This is a genomic window from Salinibaculum sp. SYNS191, from assembly GCF_037338445.1.
Lineage (GTDB): Archaea > Halobacteriota > Halobacteria > Halobacteriales > Haloarculaceae > Salinibaculum > Salinibaculum marinum.
Genome location: NZ_CP147838.1, coordinates 3,052,095 through 3,072,387, shown reverse-complemented (window position 1 = coordinate 3,072,387; position 20,293 = coordinate 3,052,095). Strand labels below are relative to the sequence as shown.

At 56.4% G+C, this 20,293-nt stretch carries 16 protein-coding genes and 1 pseudogene; 7 read left to right on the top strand and 10 right to left on the bottom strand.

Annotated elements, in window-relative coordinates:
• Positions 1 to 472 precede the first annotated feature (472 nt).
• The 4 genes from WDJ57_RS21655 to WDJ57_RS16055 all read right to left on the bottom strand — a co-directional run bounded on the left by WDJ57_RS21655 (position 473) and on the right by WDJ57_RS16055 (position 4,307).
• Positions 473 to 976, bottom strand: a complete 504-nt coding sequence (locus WDJ57_RS21655; RefSeq protein WP_380630243.1) for a metal-dependent hydrolase — start codon at positions 974 to 976, stop codon at positions 473 to 475.
• 550 nt (positions 977 to 1,526) lie between these two features.
• The gene (locus WDJ57_RS16065) at positions 1,527 to 2,684 is read right to left on the bottom strand and encodes a Mur ligase family protein (RefSeq protein ID WP_338901888.1); all 1,158 of its coding nucleotides are present in this window, start codon (positions 2,682 to 2,684) and stop codon (positions 1,527 to 1,529) included.
• Complete coding sequence (locus WDJ57_RS16060) at positions 2,681 to 3,874, bottom strand: poly-gamma-glutamate biosynthesis protein PgsC/CapC (RefSeq protein ID WP_338901887.1); 1,194 nt, start codon at positions 3,872 to 3,874, stop codon at positions 2,681 to 2,683. The genes WDJ57_RS16065 and WDJ57_RS16060 overlap by 4 nt, the downstream gene beginning before the upstream one ends.
• Positions 3,875 to 4,163: 289 nt before the next feature.
• Positions 4,164 to 4,307 (bottom strand): hypothetical protein, encoded by a 144-nt coding sequence (locus WDJ57_RS16055; protein WP_338901886.1) that lies wholly within the window; start codon positions 4,305 to 4,307, stop codon positions 4,164 to 4,166.
• A gap of 93 nt (positions 4,308 to 4,400) precedes the next feature.
• Here WDJ57_RS16055 and WDJ57_RS16050 point away from each other — a divergent pair, with 93 nt between their 5' ends.
• On the top strand, positions 4,401 to 4,742 hold the full coding sequence (locus tag WDJ57_RS16050) for a hypothetical protein (protein WP_338901885.1): 342 nt from the start codon (positions 4,401 to 4,403) through the stop codon (positions 4,740 to 4,742).
• 462 nt (positions 4,743 to 5,204) lie between these two features.
• Here the strand turns inward: WDJ57_RS16050 and WDJ57_RS16045 are convergent, their stop codons facing one another.
• The 4 genes from WDJ57_RS16045 to WDJ57_RS16030 form a co-directional block, all read right to left on the bottom strand.
• Positions 5,205 to 6,434 carry an ABC transporter permease gene (locus WDJ57_RS16045; RefSeq protein ID WP_338901884.1) on the bottom strand — a complete coding sequence of 410 codons (1,230 nt, stop codon included), beginning with the start codon at positions 6,432 to 6,434 and terminating at the stop codon, positions 5,205 to 5,207.
• Positions 6,431 to 7,657: an ABC transporter permease gene (locus WDJ57_RS16040; protein WP_338901883.1), complete on the bottom strand. Its 1,227-nt coding sequence runs from the start codon at positions 7,655 to 7,657 to the stop codon at positions 6,431 to 6,433. The genes WDJ57_RS16045 and WDJ57_RS16040 overlap by 4 nt, the downstream gene beginning before the upstream one ends.
• Before the next feature lies 1 nt (position 7,658).
• Complete coding sequence (locus WDJ57_RS16035) at positions 7,659 to 8,396, bottom strand: ABC transporter ATP-binding protein (RefSeq protein WP_338901882.1); 738 nt, start codon at positions 8,394 to 8,396, stop codon at positions 7,659 to 7,661.
• Positions 8,397 to 8,525: 129 nt separating this feature from the next.
• Positions 8,526 to 9,029, bottom strand: a complete 504-nt coding sequence (locus WDJ57_RS16030) for a metal-dependent hydrolase (RefSeq protein WP_338901880.1) — start codon at positions 9,027 to 9,029, stop codon at positions 8,526 to 8,528.
• Positions 9,030 to 9,510: 481 nt separating this feature from the next.
• Between WDJ57_RS16030 and WDJ57_RS16025 the strand changes: the two are divergent.
• Positions 9,511 to 10,333 (top strand): annotated as a pseudogene (locus WDJ57_RS16025) (IS5 family transposase).
• Positions 10,334 to 10,539: 206 nt separating this feature from the next.
• The gene (locus WDJ57_RS16020; protein WP_338901878.1) at positions 10,540 to 11,361 is read left to right on the top strand and encodes a DUF4330 family protein; all 822 of its coding nucleotides are present in this window, start codon (positions 10,540 to 10,542) and stop codon (positions 11,359 to 11,361) included.
• A 545-nt stretch (positions 11,362 to 11,906) separates the two neighbouring features.
• On the opposite strand, the gene WDJ57_RS16015 is transcribed toward WDJ57_RS16020, so the two are convergent.
• On the bottom strand, positions 11,907 to 12,347 hold the full coding sequence (locus WDJ57_RS16015; protein ID WP_338901876.1) for a DUF4330 domain-containing protein: 441 nt from the start codon (positions 12,345 to 12,347) through the stop codon (positions 11,907 to 11,909).
• Between the two features lie 113 nt (positions 12,348 to 12,460).
• Between WDJ57_RS16015 and WDJ57_RS16010 the strand changes: the two genes are divergently transcribed.
• Together WDJ57_RS16010 and WDJ57_RS16005 are read left to right on the top strand one after the other, a co-directional pair.
• Positions 12,461 to 13,876, top strand: a complete 1,416-nt coding sequence (locus tag WDJ57_RS16010; RefSeq protein ID WP_380630242.1) for a sugar transferase — start codon at positions 12,461 to 12,463, stop codon at positions 13,874 to 13,876.
• A gap of 633 nt (positions 13,877 to 14,509) precedes the next feature.
• On the top strand, positions 14,510 to 15,589 hold the full coding sequence (locus WDJ57_RS16005; RefSeq protein ID WP_338901874.1) for a glycosyltransferase family 4 protein: 1,080 nt from the start codon (positions 14,510 to 14,512) through the stop codon (positions 15,587 to 15,589).
• A gap of 423 nt (positions 15,590 to 16,012) precedes the next feature.
• Here the strand turns inward: WDJ57_RS16005 and WDJ57_RS16000 are convergent, their stop codons facing one another.
• Positions 16,013 to 17,461, bottom strand: coding sequence for a sulfatase-like hydrolase/transferase (locus tag WDJ57_RS16000; RefSeq protein ID WP_338901872.1), 1,449 nt, complete (start codon positions 17,459 to 17,461; stop codon positions 16,013 to 16,015).
• A gap of 418 nt (positions 17,462 to 17,879) precedes the next feature.
• Here WDJ57_RS16000 and WDJ57_RS15995 point away from each other — a divergent pair, with 418 nt between their 5' ends.
• A complete protein-coding gene (locus WDJ57_RS15995) occupies positions 17,880 to 18,716 on the top strand; it encodes a glycosyltransferase family 4 protein (protein WP_338901871.1) in 837 nt (278 codons plus the stop codon).
• 113 nt (positions 18,717 to 18,829) lie between these two features.
• Positions 18,830 to 20,293, top strand: a complete 1,464-nt coding sequence (locus WDJ57_RS15990; protein ID WP_338901870.1) for an O-antigen polymerase — start codon at positions 18,830 to 18,832, stop codon at positions 20,291 to 20,293.

Sequence of the window (20,293 nt, the reverse complement as noted above, 5' to 3'; positions counted from 1 at the left end):
ATCTTCGTGGGCTGGCTGCAGACAACGTCCACGGCCAGTTCGACCGTATCCGCAAACCCCCCGTCGGTCTCAGAATAACCTCTCTCCGTGAAGATCGGCTGAGCGCAGCTCTTATTTGAAGCCACGTGATACGCTATAGCCCGCTAAACGTGAATCGGCTTTTATAGTAATTAGTGTCGTACCAGGTTTAAAAGATTACAACACTATGTTTGTAATCTACTGTGCTAGGAATAACATACCTCCAGAAAGATATGCTGATTATAACGACAGTCAGTATCTAGTGTACCACATTTTATAGGCTAGATTTGGTATACGTGGCCAGATCTCAGGAAGCGTCTGTCTAGTCATATACATATTCCCCGGTAGCAAAAATCAAGTGGTGATATCACTGTACCTCTTATTAGTTATTTGATAGTATTTAAACGATTTTACTATGTGAAGATCACTGTTCACCGTTCATCCGATAACTTCCTCATGGCCGTAAGAAGCGCCAGGCGATCAGGCTGGCAGTTACAAACAACCCAAGTTCGAACCACACTGTAGTACTTAGGTCAAGTCGTGCCAAATGTGCGCCAAAGCTTTGTGGTGTAGAATATTCGAGTGGTGGGACAACCGGCCATAGCAGAAATCCAAGAGCCTCGAAATCGCCCTGGATAAGCGGGTAAAGCGCGTCACCGACAAGATGTGTACCGTAGCCGATACCAAATGCGGGGCCAAGGTCGGGAACACGATATCGACGAGCGAGAACCGTCACGCCCACAATAACAAGAGCAGTAACGAACACCGAGTGAGCGAGTGACCGACCATTTGGTAGGAGTTGTACCGTCCACGCAAGCGGTTTATCGACCAGATCAGGCAGCTGTGTCCCCAGTATGAGTGTCGCTATCGAGGCTCGTGTCATCCTTGCATCCTCACGGCTGCGGCTATATACAAAATAGCAGAGGTAGCCAAACGCAAGATGTCCCCATGGCCACATTAGTTACGTTTATGCGCGACATCAAATACCGGTTTCGATGCGATGAGTCTGTGACCTTGGCGACGCCATCTTTTGCGACGACGAGTTCCGACAGCACCAAACAAGATATACTACTTAAATCCCACAATATAATCTCTAAATTGTCCCTTTTGTATTTATTTTTTACAAAAGAACAATATAATTCTATTTAACATTATATATTCGCATACATTTACTAATTTTGTATTTGTAACCCTGTTTCGCTAAGATGTCTTTGTACAGAAGGCGATAGAAACTCAGAGGAGGAGACGTGGAAACGTGGGAAGCAGGACCACAATGACCGCCATCCAACCATAGAGGATTAACAGTGGTTGATTCAATCGTGTGCAACGGAAGCTCTCGCGGAAAGAACATCGCGCTGCCAACGGGGAGAATCAACAGAAATGACTGTCGATCGATACGCCGAATTTATAGGTAAATTTCGAGATTTCTCCACAAAGGGTCGAACAGCTACGCATAGTCGAACTCCCGGGAAATGCACGCCTGTCATGAACGCAGGCTCCGCTCCCCATCAGAGGGAAGTCTGGGCAACGCCAGTCTCGGCATCCGTTTCTGCCTTGCTTTCGATGATCGACAGTAGTTCTTGCATGAACTCCGAGACCGTATTGCCCATCACCAGGACAGGCCAGTCGTCTGCAAGCGCAGCTTCGAGGACATCTGCCGGGGACTCGGTATCCTCGTCGTGCACAACGGCAGGGAAAGAAGCGTGGCGGTCGAACAACGTCGCGTCCTGGCCGACGACCCGGGCCTGTGCGATGGCACCACGGTCGGCCAGCGCGTCGAGATAGTCGAGGAATCTCGCTGTCCGTCCACGGCGGTCCTCCCGGAGATAGAGCAACGGCTGGACAACGTCGCCGTCTCCCGCCACGAGTCGCCGCCGGATGAGCTCGGTACTCTGGACGTCGTTGGCCGCGGCAGCGTTGAACACCCGTCCATTCGACAGGTGCGTCCAGGCAACGTGCATCCGATCTAGATACGACATGAGTTTCTCCTCCTCCAGCGGTGGTTCGTCGACCGCTTGCAGGACCGGATTAAGGCCATAGACGATTTCGGCTCCCGGAATATCCTGATTTTCCTCGGGGACCCGGACGTGCGTGATCGTCGCGTCCCGCCGGTCGAGTTCCGCTTCGAGGTAGTCCCTGAGTGGCTGGTCTCGCTCACCGCTGATGACGTGGGTCCCTGCTGGAATCGACCGGGCGAGCGAGCGAGCAATCTGCAATCGGTTGGCGCCCAGTGTGTCCATATGGTCTTCGCGGACGTTGGTGAGAAAGACCACGTGCGGGCGGACGAACTGTTCGTTGACGAGCCGGGTCGTGTACCCCCGAATCCCCTGGTTCTCGACGACTGCTGCGTCGACGTTCTCGAACTGGCGGAGCTGGCGTTCGTTCTCGTAGAGCCTGACTTTCGCCGGCCGTTCGATCTCGTGGCGCGTCCCGTTGTAAATCGAGGTCGGGGCGACGCCGGTCACCTTCGCGTACGTATCGTAGTCTCGGTCGTGGAGGATATCGTGCAGCCACTGGACAGCGGTGGATTTCCCGCGCACCCCGGTGACCGAGATACGGATACCAATATCTGAGAGTCGCCGCCTGTGGATGGGGCCGCTGCCGGCGAATTCCTGTGCAATGGTGCGGAGTCTGCGTCCCAACTGGGGCAGCGATGGGACTCTCATGATGGTCGCTCCTCCGGATTGACGTCTTCAGCCTCCCAGATGGCACTGATGCTGTCGAGGTCAGATGGCCGGATAGCTTCGAGGTGATACCCCTCCAGCAAGGCCAGGCCAACGATCAGAGCCCCGCCGAGGAGGTGCTCGATGCCGATTTGGACGAGCATACCGTCAGGGAACGGCGTCAGAAAGAGCCTGGCAACACCCGAGAGTACCACGAAGACACCAGCCGCGACCACCAGCGACGCTCGCCGTTCGGCGGGAGCAACCGTGTGCAGGTTGTACGCGCCGACGCCGCCGAGGATGCCAGTGAAAAACGGGAGCAAGCCGTTGGCAAACGACAGCGCCGGGGCAATCGAGATTGTCACGAGGAGCCCGAAGATGACCCCCATCGAGAGTAACACCCGTCCGTAGATGAGCGTCCACGAGTGCAGCAACTGGATGCCGGCGTAGGCACTGACGGCCCCGACGAGGTACAGCAAGAGCAACCACTCGTTGCGGAGCGCGAACAGCACCAGCAGCGGCAACACGATGAGGCCACCGATGCGAAGCCCCCACCGCGCCCGGACGGCCTCGGAGAAGAACAGTCCCAGTCCGAGCATGCCCAGTTCCTTCGGGAAGGGAAGAATCGTCGGATGGCTACTCCCACGGACAACCAATCCGAAGGCATTCGCGATGTCCGACTTCGGGCCGAGCAAGACCGGCGGCGTCACCGTCGACAGCGGGGTGAGACCGACGAAAATCACCAGACCGATACCGACGACAACCAGGAACAGTAGCAATGCCATACTCCACAGGGCGTCGACGATACGGCGCTCTGATGGGAGTCGGTGGAAATTGTACGCCGCGATGCCTGGGAGCACGCTGCCGATGAATCCGAGTTCACTAATAACACCCGCGGGTCCCAGGCCGAGCGCGACGAACGCGTAGACAAGCAGTGGGACGAGTCCGCTGGTGACGATCGCGATGACGAACAGCGGACGGCCATACAGCAGGAGTCGTCGTTTGACGATCCACAGCGAGACGTACCCGCCGATGACGCTCATCACCAATACCGGGAATGTCCCGAAGGTCCGCAGCGTGTAGATTGCAAAGAGGGGGACGATGATCACACCACCCAGTCGCAGGCCCTGGAGTTGCGCGGCGATGATGCCGCCGAGCAGACCGAGTATCATCAAGACAGTGACGACGAGCATGTGTTGTGATTCGGGCGTCAGGTGTGTCGGCAGCCCTCGTCGGGACGGAGGCGACGGGTCCAGTTACTCTTGAAGGACAGCACAAGCGATGCCCTGTGCGTGCCCCGAGTGCTGAGTACCTTGGTTGCCACCCCAGTGCTCGACGTCGGCAGACTCATCTGCTGCCAATTGGTACTCATATTGAGATACTCTTCTATGTAATCTACATTGGACAATACAGTAAGTGTATATAAACCAATCGGCCAATTGTGAACCGCCTCGGGGTCAAGCCCCGAGGCACTCGTCTTGTTCATTTGTAGACTTCACGGGCCGTCGGGTAGTTGTCGTCGATTGCTGAGAGATTCAGGAGAGCCACCTCCGTAATCGGTGTGCCCCACTTGTGTTTCGCGATCATCGTCGCCAAGAGGGCACATTTCACCGACGGCTTCTCCATGGCCAAAGGATGAATTTACCCGTATATAAATGATGTTAATGGCTGTTAACAGTAGTGGAAACAACTATACACACGTAGTCGTTGTTTCTCTGTATGAGCAGTATGGACCACGAGGCCGATCGCGGGAAAAAGAAGGAACTCCGGAAGGAGCACCCCAGCGGATGGCTCTATCTCACACAGCACGACGCCATCCCGATCTTGGTAGACGCGTTGCTCGATCTGCCGCCGAACCGCGAGTTCAACAAAACCGAGCTTGCAGACCACGCCGGTGTCACGCGCCAAACCGTTGGCAACTACACCGACCTCCTTCTTGAGGTTGAACTCATCGAGGAAGTTCCGAACACGTCCCCACGTCGGTACCGGGTCGCAGACAGCAACGTAGTCCGAGAGCTCTTCGAGCTGAACAGCGCTCTCAATAACGTCGGTGGCGCTTGAAATCCTCCCACGCCGAAAGCGCGAGGCTTTCTCCTCGCATTTCCGCATACAGCAGTTGACTCCCTGCGAGAACTCCTCGAGACACGCTCTGAGAGACGCCTCTGCGATGGCCATGAGCGAACCACTGGAAGTACTGGCTTTGAATCCGACAGCGAGAGAGTGACAGCCAGGTGTACACAGTGGGGAAAATACCATCCAGATGGGAAATACTTTTTACAGATGCGTTGATATGTCAAGGTGCGGTGCGGTGATGGGAAGGCGCGGTTCGTCGACTCACGTCGAGTTGGATCGTTGGCCACAACCCAAATCCCCCCAAGGGCCACCCCCAACCCCCCTTTCCACTTTTGACTCCTTGCACCAGACGGGTTTCAGAGGCATCATCAGGTAGCGACGGGCGTCTGACAGGTGTCGAGCCGGTTGCTGTCACTCACGCCGAGACAGTAACCACTCAGCCCGTCTAAACTATGAGAGAACTGCAAGCGGGCGAATGCGCGAGAGGTACAGACTCGCCAGGAGACCACCGAGCAGACTCACGCAGACGGCAACTGAGAAGCCCGCACCCAGAACGCGAGGGGAGAGCGTCACGACGTTCTGAAAGCCAGTCAGCGACGCGGCGATGGCGTTGAGCAGCCAGACACTGGGGACCGTGAGCGCAATTCCGACGATGCCGCCGACAATACCGATGGTGAGGGTGTGGACGCTCACGAGTGTCAGAAGCGAGCCCGAAGAGGTTCCGATCGCCCGTAACGCGGCAAAGCCTCGCTTGTGCCGGACGATATACGAAAGCTGGAGATTGACGAGCAACAGGATACCTGCAACCACGGCGAGTAAGGCAAGACTCGCCCCACTGACGATGACGAGCGTCTGCTCCTCCGCAATTGCACGCAATTGCTCGCGATTCGTTCGAACCGTGTAGCTGGGATAGGTCTCCTCAAGGGCAGCCTTCACCGCAGAGACGTTCTCGCCATCGCGAACGTCGACGGTGATGAAGGTCGCGCGGTCGCTCGTCGTGGTGCCGACGATTTGCTGGAGTTCGCTCAGATGCAGCGTCACCGTCGGCGAGCCGATGAATCGCGAATACGTTGGGGAGACACCAACCACTGTAAACTCCTGCTGGCGCGCCGTTGCGAGCGTGCCCCCGACGTGAATCGAATCGTTGACGCCGACACCCAGCAAGTCGGCAGTCCGCTGGTCAATCACTGCCTCGTGAGTCATCGGGCCGTCGTAACTGCCGTTGGCATAGTGGACGTCTCTGGATTGAAACGGCCGCCCCGCAGTAATCCGCACCGAGGGGCCACGAGCGGGTGCGCCCGCAGCGACGATGGTCTCGAACTGTGAGGTGTTGCGACCAGCATACACCGTCTGGAAGCCCATCGGGACGGCCGTTGCGACAGTGTCGCGCTCGCTAATCTCCTCGGCGACGCTGTGAGCACCGACGAGCGAGCCTTCGAAGCCACCGACCGTGCCGGGCTGGAGTTCGATCGGCCCGCCCGTGATCCACAGGTCGCGACCGGACTGGTCGAATTTCGCCTGGCCTGTCTCGACCACGCCCAGGCCGACGCTGACGAGCAAGACCGCCGCGAGGACGGCCATCGCCACGCCGAGGACTGCAAGCACCGTGCGCATGCGTTCGTGACGCAGTTGGGCCAGCGTCACCCCCGTCAGGGCGCGCAGGCGAGTCAGCAGGCTCATCGACGTAACACCTCCAGCGCATCGGTGCGCCGGCCGAGCAAGGCGGGATAGAGCGCGCCGACGATGCCGATGAGCACCGTCACGACCAGTGCATAGCCGAGCAAGACGATGTCGAAGCGCGCGACGGTCTCGACGCCAAGCAGCGCGTGGCCGAAGGCGTTGACGCCCAGAATGGCGAGCACACCGAGTACGACGCCGACGAGCCCGCCCAGCATGGCGGCGATGATGGTCTCGGCAGCGATCAACAGCGAGAGCGAGCGCCGCGGAAACCCAATCGCTGCCAGCGTCCCGAGTTCGTGCCGGCTGGCACTCACCTCCAGCCCCATGAGCGTCGTGACGAACAACACCCCAACGACGGCTGCGGCGACGAAGGCGGCAACGGCGACTGCCAGCGGCAGGTTCGACGTCGAGATAGATTGTGCGCCAAGGCCGCTTTGCGTGACGACAGAGGTCTGGGGATACAGCTGTTCGAGGTCCTCTTTGACCTCGCTGTCGTCGGTACTGACGAGAATCTGGTCGGCCTGGTCACCAGTTGCCGCGCCCGTCACGGTCTGGAGTTCGCTCAGGTGAAGTAACGCAACCGGCGTCGCTCCGGCCCCCGTCGTAACGTCGCCCCCGGAGATATTCGCCACGGTGAACGAACGATTCACGCCTCGCTTATCGAGTGTCAGTGACGACCCGACCGAGGCATTCGTCACCGTCGCAGCAGCCTCACTGAGTGCAATCTCGCCAGTCCAGGTTCCGTTGTAGGTCCCGTTGGCGAAGTAGGGGTCGCCGGCGGAGAGTGTCGACGTCGAGAGCCCCAGGACGCTCGCGTCGGGTTCGGCGACGACGCCCATGGCCAGGATGTAGGTTCGCTCGCCGGTCTCCTGATCTCGCACCGGGAGTAACTCCAGTAAGACCGGGAGTGAATACTCGACGCGGCTGTCGGTGCTAATCTCTTGGCTCGTGGCGTGGACGTCGCCGAGTTGGAGGCCATCCGTCGACACTGCGACCGACTGGACGTTGGCGTTCTCCGGGAGAATCCAGTACTGGACGTCGTCGCTCTCGACGACGGACTGGGAGGCAAGCCCCAGAGAAACCCCCGTGACGGCGACCATGAGGCCAACGGCCAGCCCAACGCCGAGGACAGTAAGGACGACGCGCTGGGGGGCAACGCGGGTGCGACCGACCACCCGCGCCCAGGCCAGTCGAAGCAACGAGGCGAAGCGACGCATGGGCATGCTACGTTCGAGTGCGGATGCGGCCATCGCGCAGGTGGATGACCCGGTCACAGACGTCGAGTGCCTGTGGGTCGTGCGATGCGAGGACGACCGCTCTGTCGGCTGCGATCTCTCGAAGCAACGAAAGCACCTGCTCACTGGTCTCCGTATCCAGTTCGCCCGTCGGTTCGTCAGCCACGACGAGGCCGGGCTCGCTCACGAGTGCCCGGGCAATCGCAACGCGTTGTTGTTCACCACCGGAGAGCTGACCCGGCTTGTGTGTGAGCCGCTCGCCAAGGCCGACGGCTTCGAGGTGTGCAGTGGCACGCTCACGACGCGTCGACGTTCCGACGCCCAGTTCGACGAGTGGCAAGGCAACGTTCGCGCGTGCCGACAGCGCGGGGAGGAGATGAAAGCGCTGGAAGACGATGCCAACGTGTTCGAGGCGAAAGCGAGCCCGCTGTCGAGAGCCGAGCGATGAGACGTCCTCGCCATCGAGCGTGACCGTCCCCTCCGTCGGCGTATCCAGCCCAGCCAGCAGGTGAAGTAACGTGGACTTGCCGCTTCCAGAGGGGCCGGCAATGCCGACGAGTTCGCCTCGCGCAATCGAGACGGAGACGTTCTCGAGTGCGGTGACGGTACTCCCCGAAGCACCGAGGACGCCAGTGCTCCCCCGGGTGTACTCGCGAGTCAGGTTCTGTGCGCTGACGGCCGTCTCGGTCTGCTCCTGAGCGGCTGTGTCACCGTCCGTCTGAGCCATCAGTCAGTAAGTATGTTCACCCAGAATGTGCCGACTAATGAAACCTCCCTTACTCGGCGGCGAGGGTGAGCGTCCTGGGAGGACACTATCACGGCAATAGAATGTGGACAGAGAGTGCGACATCAGTACTCAGCCGCGAAGTGAGTGCCAGAAAAGAACGCTCGCGACGAAAAACAGCCCCACCTCGAATCCAACGGTCGGACTCACCTCCAGTCGGGAGACGTGTGCACCGAAGCTCTGTGGCGTCGAATACTCGATTGGTGGGACGACGGGCCAGAGTAGAAATCCAAGGGCTTCGAAATCGCCGGCGAGGAGTGGATACAGGCCATCGCCGGCGAGATGGGAACCGTAGCCCAGCCCGAAGGCAGTGCCGACTGCAGGGACGTCGTATCGTCTGGCGAGGACGACGACGGCGCCGATGACCAGCGCCGTGATGAATACCGAGTGTGCAAGCGAACGCCCATTCGGAAGAAGGGAAACCGTCCAGGCAAGTGGTTTGTCGACCATATCCGGAAACTGTGTCCCCACCGCGAGTGCTGCCGTCGGGGCGAACCCTCCTGATGTGGCGGTATCACCACGGTCGACGAACAGTGCCAGGAGGTATCCCAGCCCAAAATGTCCCCAGGGCCACATCGTGTCGCAACTCGCGCAAGCAGCGGTTATCCGTTTCGGTCGAAGAGAGTCCCCACAGTGTCGCCGTGGGCCATCATCGAATGGGTGGTGAACCATCGAGACAGCAGGGAGGACAGACTGTGCTGTCGTCTGAGGGTGGTGAGAGAACCGGAGTCGGGAGGACGCCTGCTGCTAGATTTGGGATGTGTGAAGGAGTGGCCCAGGCGTCCATCTCACCTGTGGATGGTGAGTTCCCGACTGCCACCCCGACGGCGGCATGTCGAATGTAAAACCTTTGCCAATTATATATTTTGGTTTTGAGAGGATGTGATGCTGTTTGGTAGAATACACCAGTTGAGTAGCTGCTCGTGCTCTCGCCAGCAACCGATGAGACGGCACAATTTAGAAAGTTAAGAGAAATTATATTTTTGGCTCTGTAGTTTCGGTAGACGCGAGGGGTACGACTGCGTTATTGCCGTAGAAAGCGAAGAGACAGATTAGTTTGACATCCGAAATCCGTCTCTTCACTCGTGTTACGGTGGCTGAAGGTGAATCAGTTGTCAATAACCCCCGACGAACCCGCCGACCCCGAAGGGGATGGCGGGTTCGCCAAGTGGGCGATGCTCTCGCTGCATGCACTTCGCATCGAGCTGGGCAAATCCTACCGGGTCGCGGTGGATTTGCTCAGCGAAATGCCCGGCGTCCTAGAAGAGATTGGCCTCACGCGGCTGCCTCACTACACGGTTCTCCGCACGTGGTTCGCACGGATTCCCACCGCGACTTAGCGTGCGTTTCTCGGGGCCTCAGCCGAGAAACGCACTGGCCACGCCGCCATCGATTCGACCGGCTTCGACCGCGATCAACCGAGCCGCCACTACGCCAACCGCACGCACTACCACGTTCGAGCGTTGAAAGTCACTGCCCTCGTGGATGTCGAAACTCTGTACATCACCGACATCCACTCGACGACCTCGAAGAAACACGACGCAAAGATCGGCCCGCAGGTCGCCCGGCGCAACGCCGGCGACCTGCGAAGCCTTGCCGCTGAGCGAGGCTATGACGCGAAAGCCTTCCGCGACGAACTCCGTGAAAACGGCATCAGACCGCTGATCAAGCACCGGATCATGAACCCACTCGATCACGCCCACAACGCCCGCATGGACGGTGATCGGTATCATCAGGGTTCCATGTCAGAAACTGTCTTCTCGTCAATCAAGCGCACGCTCGGCGCTGCCGTGCATGCGCGGAGTTGGTGGCTTGAGTTCCGTGAAATGCTGCTGAAAGCGACCGTCTACAACCTCCGCCGGAGCGTCCGACACCCGTGAAATCGACCGCAGTGTACCGAAACTACAGAGCCATATTTTTGAGAGTACCTCCGTAGAAATATGGCTAATATGATATTGACAATAATGGGAGAGACAGCCAGTGACAACGAAAATCAAGTGACTGACGATGGCCGAGACATACTGTTATAACTCAGGTGTCAGTTTCTATCGACAGGTCTTTGTGAGCATTGTCGAAAGTGTGGCGCATGTCGGTTATCGATGAAGAGGGAGACCTGTTCGGGGTCGTGAACGCTGTCGATGCCGCGGCCCTCCTTCTCGTGTTCCTGGTGGGTGTTGGCTCTGTTTTCGTACTGACTGGTCCCGCACCAGCCGAGGAAGAGACGATATTGACCCAGTCAGTAACGATCGAAACGAGCGGCAATACAGCAAACGTATCCACGCTGCAATCGGGGCCAGTAGAAAGTCCCGACGTTGTGAATATCACTGACGTCAGGCGTCTCGACAGCGATGGGAAGCGCTGGGCGCTCGATGTTCAGCTGGTCATCAATACGACTGAGGAGGGACTGAGTTCCTTCCACGGCGAGCGACTGTTCATCGGTCGGAGTGTGACGCTTGAATTGGGTGGTACATCGGTGTCGGGAAGGATTACGGACGCACGCGAACCCGAAGAGATTGCAAAACAGGCGATTCCAACACCGACGCCCACTCCGACGCCGACTGCGACGGCAACAGCGACTGGCACACCAACGGCTACTGCGACGGCGACTGCAACTGCGACCGCGACACAGGAACCCGTCACTCGGACAGTGACTGTCAAAACTGAGGTAAACCAGAGCGTTGCAAACGCTCTCGATGAAGGGCCAGTGTCAGCATCGGATGTACAGGAGATCCGTGGTATCACGCAGATTCTCGATTCCGAGGAGACGGTTGAGCTGGAACTCCAACTCGAACTTGTGGTCGAGGAACGTGATGGGAGGGTATACTTCCGCGGCGTGGCTATCGACTCAGGGACACAGCTCCGGCTGGATTTGGACCCCGCAGTGACTGTGACCGTGACTGACGTATAGTACGTCCTGAATGCGAGCGGCTACTCTCTGTTATCGTGACCTTCGTTCTCTGGGTTTGAATTCCTGTCAGTCTCGGGTGGCTCGGGTGGAGTGAGTACACGTCCCAGAAGTCGTCCGAGACGCGTCTCTGACGCTGCGTCGAGCATCTGCACGCCTCGGTGTTCGATACGCTTGAGCGTGGACGTTCTGTAGGACCGCGCCAGGGGTTGGATGATTCGATCGAGGACCGCGAGGAGTGGGCCGACAGTGTAGGTCTCGCGCAGGTCGATGACGATTACCTCGGGGTCGGGCTCTGCAGTGAGCCACCGGTAGAGAAAGGAGTGCTGTAGCCAGTGACTGACCGTTGTGGTTGTGCGTGCAATGGTACTGGCCTGCAGCGCTCGTTGGAACGCAGCCATACCCTCAGAGAGCAGACTGCGCACCATCGCGAAGAGCGAGAAAAGCTGTGAAGATGTGAGTGCCGCAGTGAGACGCGAGGTGTCCACAGCAGTCTGGAGACGGCGTCGAACCGTCCTCAGTGATGAGTCCTCTGTTGCCATCGGTAGTTAGGAGCGCATATCGACGACCGTTCCCTGGACGATCGTGGTGCCAAAATCAAGCTGGAGTTGCCGCCCGATATAGAGGCGTTCGCCCCCGAACGTCGGGAGGCCATCACCTGTCTCACTGACGGTGAGATTGACCGTCAGCCGGAGGTCCGTGCCGTTTTCCGTGGATTCGACGACAGATTTATTCTCGATTGCAATGACGTTGCTCGTCCCGACAGCCCCCTCCTGGATGGCGTCAGCGACGTAGGCGGGCTGGTCGGTCGTCTGGAAGACGATTGTCCGGGTGATGGTCTCAGAATTGGTAGTGTTCCCGCCGCCACCACCCCCACCAGTGACGAGGGCGACCCCCGCGACGGCGATCGCGAAGACGAACAGGACGACCAGGGCGTCGATGATGTTGACAGTCCCGAACAGCCGCCCGTCCTCGTCGATAAGAGGCATTCGTTGTCTCGGAAAAGACGGGAGACGTATATAGAAATTGGGTTATTTTTCGAGGTGGGTGCAGGATGGGTATCTCGCAGGTTTTATCTCCATTGCTGATAGATTAAGCTCTGATGAATGGGGGTCGGCGGTACAGGGTCACGAGCGTGGTAGGGACGGCTTTCCTCACCTTCGTGACCGTCATCGTCGCCAACCAGCCACTCGTCCGGGCCGGGCTCGACTTGCTGCCAGTCCTCCAGACGCTTCCAAGTGAGCGCGCAACGGGGGCAGAACTTACCTTCGAGGCGCTGACGACGACCGCGGTTGCGCTTGCAGCGCTGGCCCCCCTGTACAAGCCCCGGCCGCAGCGGATTCTCGATATCTGGATATACGGGGTTCGCCGGACGACGCTTGCGGTGTTGGCGCTGGCGACGATCGGGTACTTCGACTATACCTATCGGTTGCCGCGGGCGACGCTGCTGGTCACGGGTGGGCTCTTGCTTTTCGCGCTCCCACTGTGGTTCGTCGCCATACGTCGCCGGCCCGCTGGCGATGGTGAGCGGACGATCGTCATCGGCGACGAGCCCGAGACGATGAGCGACATTCTAGAGGCCGTCGACGGCGCAGTGTTGGGCTACGTCTCGCCGCCGACTGCGTACACAGGGGCGGAGTCACTCGAACCCGAGCAACTAGGCTATGCCGACGGTGGGGCGACGCGCACGGTACGGAGTCTCGACGAGTTGCCCTGTCTCGGCGGGCTGTCGCGGCTGGACGAGGTGCTCGTCGACCACGACGTCGACACGGCAGTGCTGGCGTTTGCACGCCCTGACCGTGCGGAGTTTTTCGGGGCGCTTGACACCTGCTACGAGTTCGGCGTCGCGGCGAAGGTCCACCGCGACCACGCCGACATCGTGTTGACCAGTGACTTCGAAGGGGGCGAGCTGGTGACTGTGGATTTGGAGCCCTGGGACTGGCAGGACCATCTCGTGAAGCGTGCATTCGACGTTGCGTTCGCTGGTGTGGGGTTGGTAATACTGTCGCCGGTGATTACTGCGATTGCACTGGCAATTAAACTGGACGATGGCGGGTCGGTCCTGTACAGCCAGGAGCGGACAGCCAGTTTCGGAGATACTTTTACTGTGTACAAGTTTCGGACGATGGCTCCGGATGGCGAAGATGAAAATCCTGGCGAAGAGGACGACCGAGTCACACACGTCGGACAGGTGTTACGTCGGACGCATCTCGACGAAATACCCCAGCTGTGGTCGATTCTCGTCGGGGAGATGAGCGTCGTCGGTCCGCGTGCCGCGTGGACGACCGAAGAGATGTTGCTCGAAAATGAAGTTGACGCCTGGCGACAGCGGTGGTTCGTCAAGCCGGGGTTGACCGGGTTGGCCCAGGTGAACGATGCCTCAAGTGAAGATCCACAGGAGAAGATCCGGTACGACATCGAGTACATCCGGCGGCAGTCCTTCTGGTACGACGTGCAGCTCGTGATTCGACAGATGTGGAAGGTGCTGATGGATGTGGGGAAGACAATACGAAATTAACCAGAGCGAATTTCTTTGAAACAGACGTCGTTGCTACTCTGAGAATCGGATTGGAGACAATAGATTGTGTCACTGCGTTCGAGATCACCGACAGAGGTCAGACTTTGTGAAACTTATCTCAAAAGAGCTTACCAAGCTACAACAGACTGGAATGTATAACTGAATTCTCTGAGTTCCGTGTCGTGATGCTCAACTCGGAGATTTTTTACGAGTGGTCGCTTCGATTAGCAGTATGAGAGCTCCTACTGTTGGCGGGACTGGTTTCATCTGTGGTGATTTATCGGAACGATTCGTCGTCGATGGTCATAGTGTCGTTCTCGACAACTTCGGTCCAGTCTGCAATCGTCGTATCAATCGTCATACAGTCGGCGTCTGCCGAGAGTGTGTATTGACCAGTACCAACTCGTCTCATCGTACCAATGGCGTCCGAAACCAAGTCGCGCCGAATCTGGACATCAAGTGTGCCGAGTGCCACGGCTCTGACGCCGGATACGCGCACGCGGACAGCTTGGTGGCTCACAAGCGACCGGGATACGAACCGAGTCAGACGCTTTTCGATGGCATTGAAAATTACATTGAGTGGTACTGGACAAAGCAAGAGTGGCACGCGCTGTTCGTGCTGGAGAACTGACGATGCGTATCCTGCGCGTTGCCCAGAACCTCTACCCGGAAGTTCCCGGTGGTGGTACGTACCATGTCCACGCGATGAGTCGGGACCAAGCGGCGATGGGTCACGATGTGACCGTACTGACAATCCGTCACGACGAAAATCTTCCGCACGTAGAGAAGCGCCACGGTTACAGAGTGGTGCGATACGATTCACTCGCCAGCCCGCTCGGTAACGATGTCGCCCCCGGCCTAGCCCGGCACTTGGCGTCCGCCGACAGGTTCGACGTAATCCACGCACACTCGCACTATTACTTCTCGACGAACCTCGCGGCATTAAAGCGCTCAGTGGGGAACACGCCACTAGCAATCACGAATCACGGTCTGTATAGTCAATCGGCTCCTGAGCGAGTGTTCCGGTGGTACCTGAAGACGCTCGGACGGTGGACATTCGATCAGGCTGACGTAGTATTCTGTTACACCGAAACGGATCGGGAACGGGTGCAGGAACTGGGCGTATCGAGTCAGATCGAGGTCGTCCCGAACGGCATCGATACGGACCGGTTCACACCGAAAGGACCAGAGAGTAAGTTCATCGACGCCGAGGGGCCAGTAGTATTGTTCGTCGGGCGGTTTGCCGAGGGAAAGCGACCGTTGCTGGCGGTCGAGGCGTTCGCCGAGGTGCTGGAGAAATATCCCGAAGCAGAGCTCTACCTGTGTGGTGAGGGGCCGCTGCGCGAGGACATCGCAGCGAACATGAGAGAGAGGGGAGTCGAATCATCCGTCACCTTCCTCGGACAGGTGCCTTACGATGATATGCCGGCGGTATACCGGAGTGCAGACGCCCTGATATTACCGAGTCGGGCCGAGGGAGTGCCGCGAACCGTGATGGAGGCGCTATCCTCGGGACTACCCGTGGTAAGTTCCGAGTTACCGCAGATCCGGTCGGCCTTCGGAGACACCGTGACATATGTTCCAGAGGAGGACGCATTCGGGGAGCGACTCGCCGACGTACTGGACGGTGATAGGGAACGGTCGACGCTTGACGAACAGTTCAGCTGGGACCGGACAGTTGAGGAGACGACCCGGGCGCTCGAAGAACTGTGACATGCGTGTAGTCCCACTTATTCCGTTCGTACCGACGCAGACGTGAATCCAGAAGTGTACCGGCCGGTACTCCTTGGCGATCTCTTTGAGTATGAGCTGGAACCTGGGTAGGGTCTAGCTACTGTCAACGACGATCGACTGCCAGTCATGTCGCCAACTTCTCCGGAAGTCAGGTACGCGACGGCGTGTCCGATGTCTGCGGGCGTTTACTCGGCATCCGTCTCGTCGGTTTAAAGATGACGACTGTCATGACTTTCTCGGAGATCGCAATCCCCTCTCGCACGTCCGTGACGATCGTGAATCGGTCGGCGAGGCTTGTGGGTCCCTCTCGGGAGTAGGGGGCGACGTGGATTAGTTTCAATTGAGGATGTAAATTTGAGAGTCTTTGGTCGCGTCATTCGAGTAATCCGGAAGTTATCTTCGCTATTCCTGCAAATACCCGAGGTCCTCCAGGCGGGCCTTTGCGTCCTCGGACATCGCGACCTCGTCCGTGTAATCGGCCTGCTCAAAGGAGTTGATCCACTCGTCGAGGATCACGTCCAAGTCGGTGCGGATGTTCTCGTGTGAGTCGGCAATATCACTCGTCTCACCTGGATCTTCCTGAAGATCGTAGAGTTCCTGGCTGCCGTCCGAGCCACGGATGTACTTGTGGCGGTCGGTGCGGATCGCTCTGAGCGAGCGGTCGTACCTGCGGACGTGGTTGGGGAGATCGCCGACACGCTGTTCGAGAGCGTCCATCGACGGTTGAGGAGCCATGTACTCGGCGACGGCGTACTCGCGGGTTTTGTCGGCGTCCGGGTGAAACGAGATTCCCATGAACTGTTCTCGCGCATCGGAGGCATCGATGTCGAGAACATCAAGGATCGTCGGCGGGATATCGAGAAGCTGAACGAGGTCGTCAATCTCTTCATCCTCAAAGGGGTAGCCGTGGACGTACAATGGGACGTGCAGCAGAGTATCGTAGAGGGCATACTGGTGGTCCATCAGACCGTGTTCGCCGATGTTCTCACCATGGTCGCTTGTAATAATAAATAGGGTATCATCCCATTGCCCCTCAGCTTTAAGTAGGTCAATGACTTCCCCAATCTTGTCTTCGAGATAGTCGATCTCTGCTCGATAGAGCACGCGGAGGATTTCGAAGTCCTCGTCGGTTAGCTCAACCTTGTCGGTGATGTATCCCCAGGCGTCCTGGGGGACCTCCATTGCTTCCTCGTAGGTGACATCTTTGGGGAGGTATTCTTCGGCGTAGGCTTTTGGCGGGCGGTACTCAAGATGCGGTTCGAGATAGTTGACGAACAAAAAGAACGGACGCGAGTCATCTCGGGTCGTGAGCCAGTCTTCGATCCACTCGTTGGTGCGGGCGGCTCCGTTGTCATCAGTCTTCCTGAAGAACTGGCCATAGATTGCGTTAGTGAGGTTGGTTACAGGGTTGCCGTCAAAGAGCGCTTTCGTAGCCTTAGTGAGTTTGTCTAACCCTTCTTCCTGGCGAGCAATTCGTCCGAGGTCGGTGTCGCTCTGAATATATTGCCAGGTTTTGTAGAAGGTCTCGAACCCCTGATCAAAGCCGAACTCTTCGCTGATCCAAGTGTTGTTCGAGACAGCGACAGTTTCGTACCCTTCATTCTGGAGGACTTCGGGAAGAGTCGTGAGTGTACCATCAAGATGTTTGTGGTCCGCGTGTGCGCCGTGTTTCGAGGGTGGTGTGCCAGTAAAGAGAGATGCATGGGAAGGAAGTGTCCAGGGAGAAGAAGTGAATGCTTGTCTGTAAGAAGAGCTGTCTGACAAAGACATCTTAAGATTGAACCTGGCAGGGAACGCATCATCGTAGCGAATGGTATCTGTGATAAAAATTACAATGTTATTTTTGTGCATGTCTTAGGACTGTGATAACGTGTGTTATCAATATGAAGAAGACCAATATCCTTTTGTTTTACAGCCAGTCAGTTTATAGTACTTGAAGATGACCTCTCCGATTCGAGTTGTGTTTTTTCATATCAGCAGCAGTGAATTCAACGGTGGTTCGAAGATGCTACTGCGCCTCCTAGATTCTCTCAATAAGAGTCGTTTCGAACCAGTCTTACTCGCTCAGGCAGAAGATGAACTCTGTCAACGTGCCCGGCAACGAAGTATCAACGTAACAATCGTCCCATTCCGAGGGGCTCTCAACACATATAACCGGGGACTCCTCTCAAACCCAATTCTACAGATTCCAGCACTCTTCCGCATTCTACAATTTAATTTCGAAGCACGATCAGAGTTACAAGAAGCAGATATAGTCTGGTGTCAGAATATGCGTGCAGTGCTCACGCTGCTGCCGTATCTATTGGTGAGCGAGACTCCCACTATATGGAATATCGGTCTCGGACTAACAGCAGAAGGGTTCGTCAGGAAGCTTCAGTGGATCTCCTTGAAAGCCATTGATCACGTATTTATTGAATCCGAAAAGCAAGCGCGCCGCGTTTTTAATAAGAAGCGCTTCGCAAAGCATAGACATAAGTTTACGATATTCCACAAGGGAATCGATACCTCAAAGTTCAATCCATCACAGTTTGAATCCGCTGGAAATCACGATCAGTATCGGATCGGAACTGCAGCTTCAATAACCCCTCGGAAAGGACTGATACACCTCATCGATGCGCTTCCCACAATCATTGACGAACACAAAAATATCGAACTCTTGATCGCTGGGAAAACCCCAAAAGGGAACGAAGCGTATAGGCAGAGAATAGAGGAAAAAATTCGCACTCTCCGCATTGACGAGCACATAGAATTCCTCGGGTGGGTGGAAAATATGCCTTATTTTCTTGATTCTCTCGATATTTTTGTGTTACCCTCTCTAAACGAAGGTGTACCAGGTGCAGTTCGAGAGGCAATGGCAATGGAGGTTCCCACTATAGCAACTGACGTTGGAGGGACCGCAGATTTAATCACTAATGATGACAACGGGATACTCATTCAACCCAAGAGCTCAGACGAAATCAGCGATGCAGTCATAACACTATTAAATCACCCTGAGAAGCGTGTTACACTCGGGAAGCGCGGTAGAAAGACAATTAAAAACAGGTTTTCGATGGAGTCTTACATCCGAGACTATGAGGAGTTTCTTACAGAAATCAACCAATCATAACAACCGAACTGAGAATCCACAAAACGCTGGCTCACAGCCTTCGCGCACTCCACAATGCTCTAAACGCGTAGTTCAAACGATTTTTGTATAATTAAGGAGAACGCTTCTTTCAAATGAAGGAGTTCTCAGTTCGGGTTCGTAGATCGAGTGTCTGGTACTTTGCTCGGAACTTATTTTTTGGTGTCATGTTGTCTGTCATCGTCTATTTGACCGGACAGATTATTTTCTCTGTTAGTTATAAATATGTCCCTATTGGAAAGATTATCTTTACCGTCCTCTTTTTTATCACTGCATGTCTGTTCATTATCCCGTTCGTTATGCAACTCCGGAGCAAGGGAGAGATAGACATCTTCGCACCGTCAGTGTTCATTCTCGGCTTCTTCGGCATCGCGTACCTCCTGCGGCCGCTGCAAATGATACTCACCGGGAAGTATCGACTACTCTACCCGGCCTACGCTGGTCTTTCCTCGTCTACAGTTGTCGCCTATGGCTGTCTCGTCTTGCTGTACATGAATGTTGGCTTCGTCTCGTTCTTGTTCGGCTACTACGCCAAGTGGGGCAAGCGACTCTCCGTGACACTGCCAGTTCCGAGCGACGATTGGAAGCGAGGGCGGTTATGGACCGGCGTCACCACCTATTCGTTGATTTCTGTAACCTCGCTACTGATCGTGATTCATCTGACGACAGGTTCGATAGTCACACTTGTTCAACAGTGGGATAATAGGAGTCAGCTGTTGGCGGGACTCCATCTGTTCACTATACTGGCTAGGGCGTCAGCTATTGCCTCAATTGTGTTGTTACTTTATTATCGACGGCTTCATCCCACTATAATCGCCCACCTGTTCGTCTCTATCTTCATCGTCCTAACATTCGGCCGACGAGCGTTCGCATTGACACTCGTGCTCATCTTCCTGATTGCGTATCACTACGCCGCACGGAAGATCAAGATATCTGAGGCGATTCCAGTAGGTATTGGTCTCTTCTCCATCGCCGGAGTGGTGCGGGTACTAAGGACCGGCGAGATGACGAATCTCTTTTTATATTTGCTCAATATTCCGACCAACTTGCTGGCGAAGCTGGCAGATGATCTTGGTCGCGGATTCGATAATTTCGTCCTGCTTCTCTGGGGGATGCCGGAATTATGGGGACACCAGTTCGGGACGACATTCCTGCGAGTACCTTTGAACTTCGTTCCTCGCGTATTCTGGGCCGGGAAACCCTCACTCACGGTTGGGAGCGAGTTCGCAAACATCTTTTTCCCGGGGCGTTCCGGTGGAGTCCCTCCCGGCCCACTAGCACTCCAATACCTCAACTTCCACGTAGTCGGTATCGTACTCGGTATGTTCGTCTTTGGGATTCTTTTCAGGGCACTATACTATCAACTCAAAACGAACATCAGTAATCGAGCCATCGTCCTCTTGTACGCCGTAACCATAGTCCACTTCAGGAAGGGCATCAACAACAATAGTCTTTTTATATGGATATTTACAATTTCGATCACGGTTGGTCTCCTCCTCATATTGAGTGTAGACTATCCGTCTTCACGGTTCCATTCCTCAGAGAAAGATTCTATCTGA

Excerpts from the sequence above, each read along its gene's own strand:
- WDJ57_RS16050 (WP_338901885.1), top strand. The coding sequence starts at position 4,401 with ATGAGCAGTATGGACCACGAGGCCGATCGCGGGAAAAAGAAGGAACTC.
- WDJ57_RS16040 (WP_338901883.1), bottom strand. The coding sequence starts at position 7,657 with ATGCCCATGCGTCGCTTCGCCTCGTTGCTTCGACTGGCCTGGGCGCGG.
- WDJ57_RS16030 (WP_338901880.1), bottom strand. The coding sequence starts at position 9,029 with ATGTGGCCCTGGGGACATTTTGGGCTGGGATACCTCCTGGCACTGTTC.
- WDJ57_RS16010 (WP_380630242.1), top strand. The coding sequence starts at position 12,461 with ATGAATGGGGGTCGGCGGTACAGGGTCACGAGCGTGGTAGGGACGGCT.
- WDJ57_RS15995 (WP_338901871.1), top strand. The coding sequence starts at position 17,880 with ATGCGTGCAGTGCTCACGCTGCTGCCGTATCTATTGGTGAGCGAGACT.
- WDJ57_RS15990 (WP_338901870.1), top strand. The coding sequence starts at position 18,830 with ATGAAGGAGTTCTCAGTTCGGGTTCGTAGATCGAGTGTCTGGTACTTT.
- WDJ57_RS16000 (WP_338901872.1), bottom strand. The coding sequence starts at position 17,461 with ATGCACAAAAATAACATTGTAATTTTTATCACAGATACCATTCGCTAC.
- WDJ57_RS16060 (WP_338901887.1), bottom strand. The coding sequence starts at position 3,874 with ATGCTCGTCGTCACTGTCTTGATGATACTCGGTCTGCTCGGCGGCATC.
- WDJ57_RS16055 (WP_338901886.1), bottom strand. The coding sequence starts at position 4,307 with ATGGAGAAGCCGTCGGTGAAATGTGCCCTCTTGGCGACGATGATCGCG.
- WDJ57_RS16015 (WP_338901876.1), bottom strand. The coding sequence starts at position 12,347 with ATGCCTCTTATCGACGAGGACGGGCGGCTGTTCGGGACTGTCAACATC.
- WDJ57_RS16005 (WP_338901874.1), top strand. The coding sequence starts at position 14,510 with ATGCGTATCCTGCGCGTTGCCCAGAACCTCTACCCGGAAGTTCCCGGT.
- WDJ57_RS16045 (WP_338901884.1), bottom strand. The coding sequence starts at position 6,434 with ATGAGCCTGCTGACTCGCCTGCGCGCCCTGACGGGGGTGACGCTGGCC.
- WDJ57_RS21655 (WP_380630243.1), bottom strand. The coding sequence starts at position 976 with ATGTGGCCATGGGGACATCTTGCGTTTGGCTACCTCTGCTATTTTGTA.
- WDJ57_RS16065 (WP_338901888.1), bottom strand. The coding sequence starts at position 2,684 with ATGAGAGTCCCATCGCTGCCCCAGTTGGGACGCAGACTCCGCACCATT.
- WDJ57_RS16020 (WP_338901878.1), top strand. The coding sequence starts at position 10,540 with ATGTCGGTTATCGATGAAGAGGGAGACCTGTTCGGGGTCGTGAACGCT.
- WDJ57_RS16035 (WP_338901882.1), bottom strand. The coding sequence starts at position 8,396 with ATGGCTCAGACGGACGGTGACACAGCCGCTCAGGAGCAGACCGAGACG.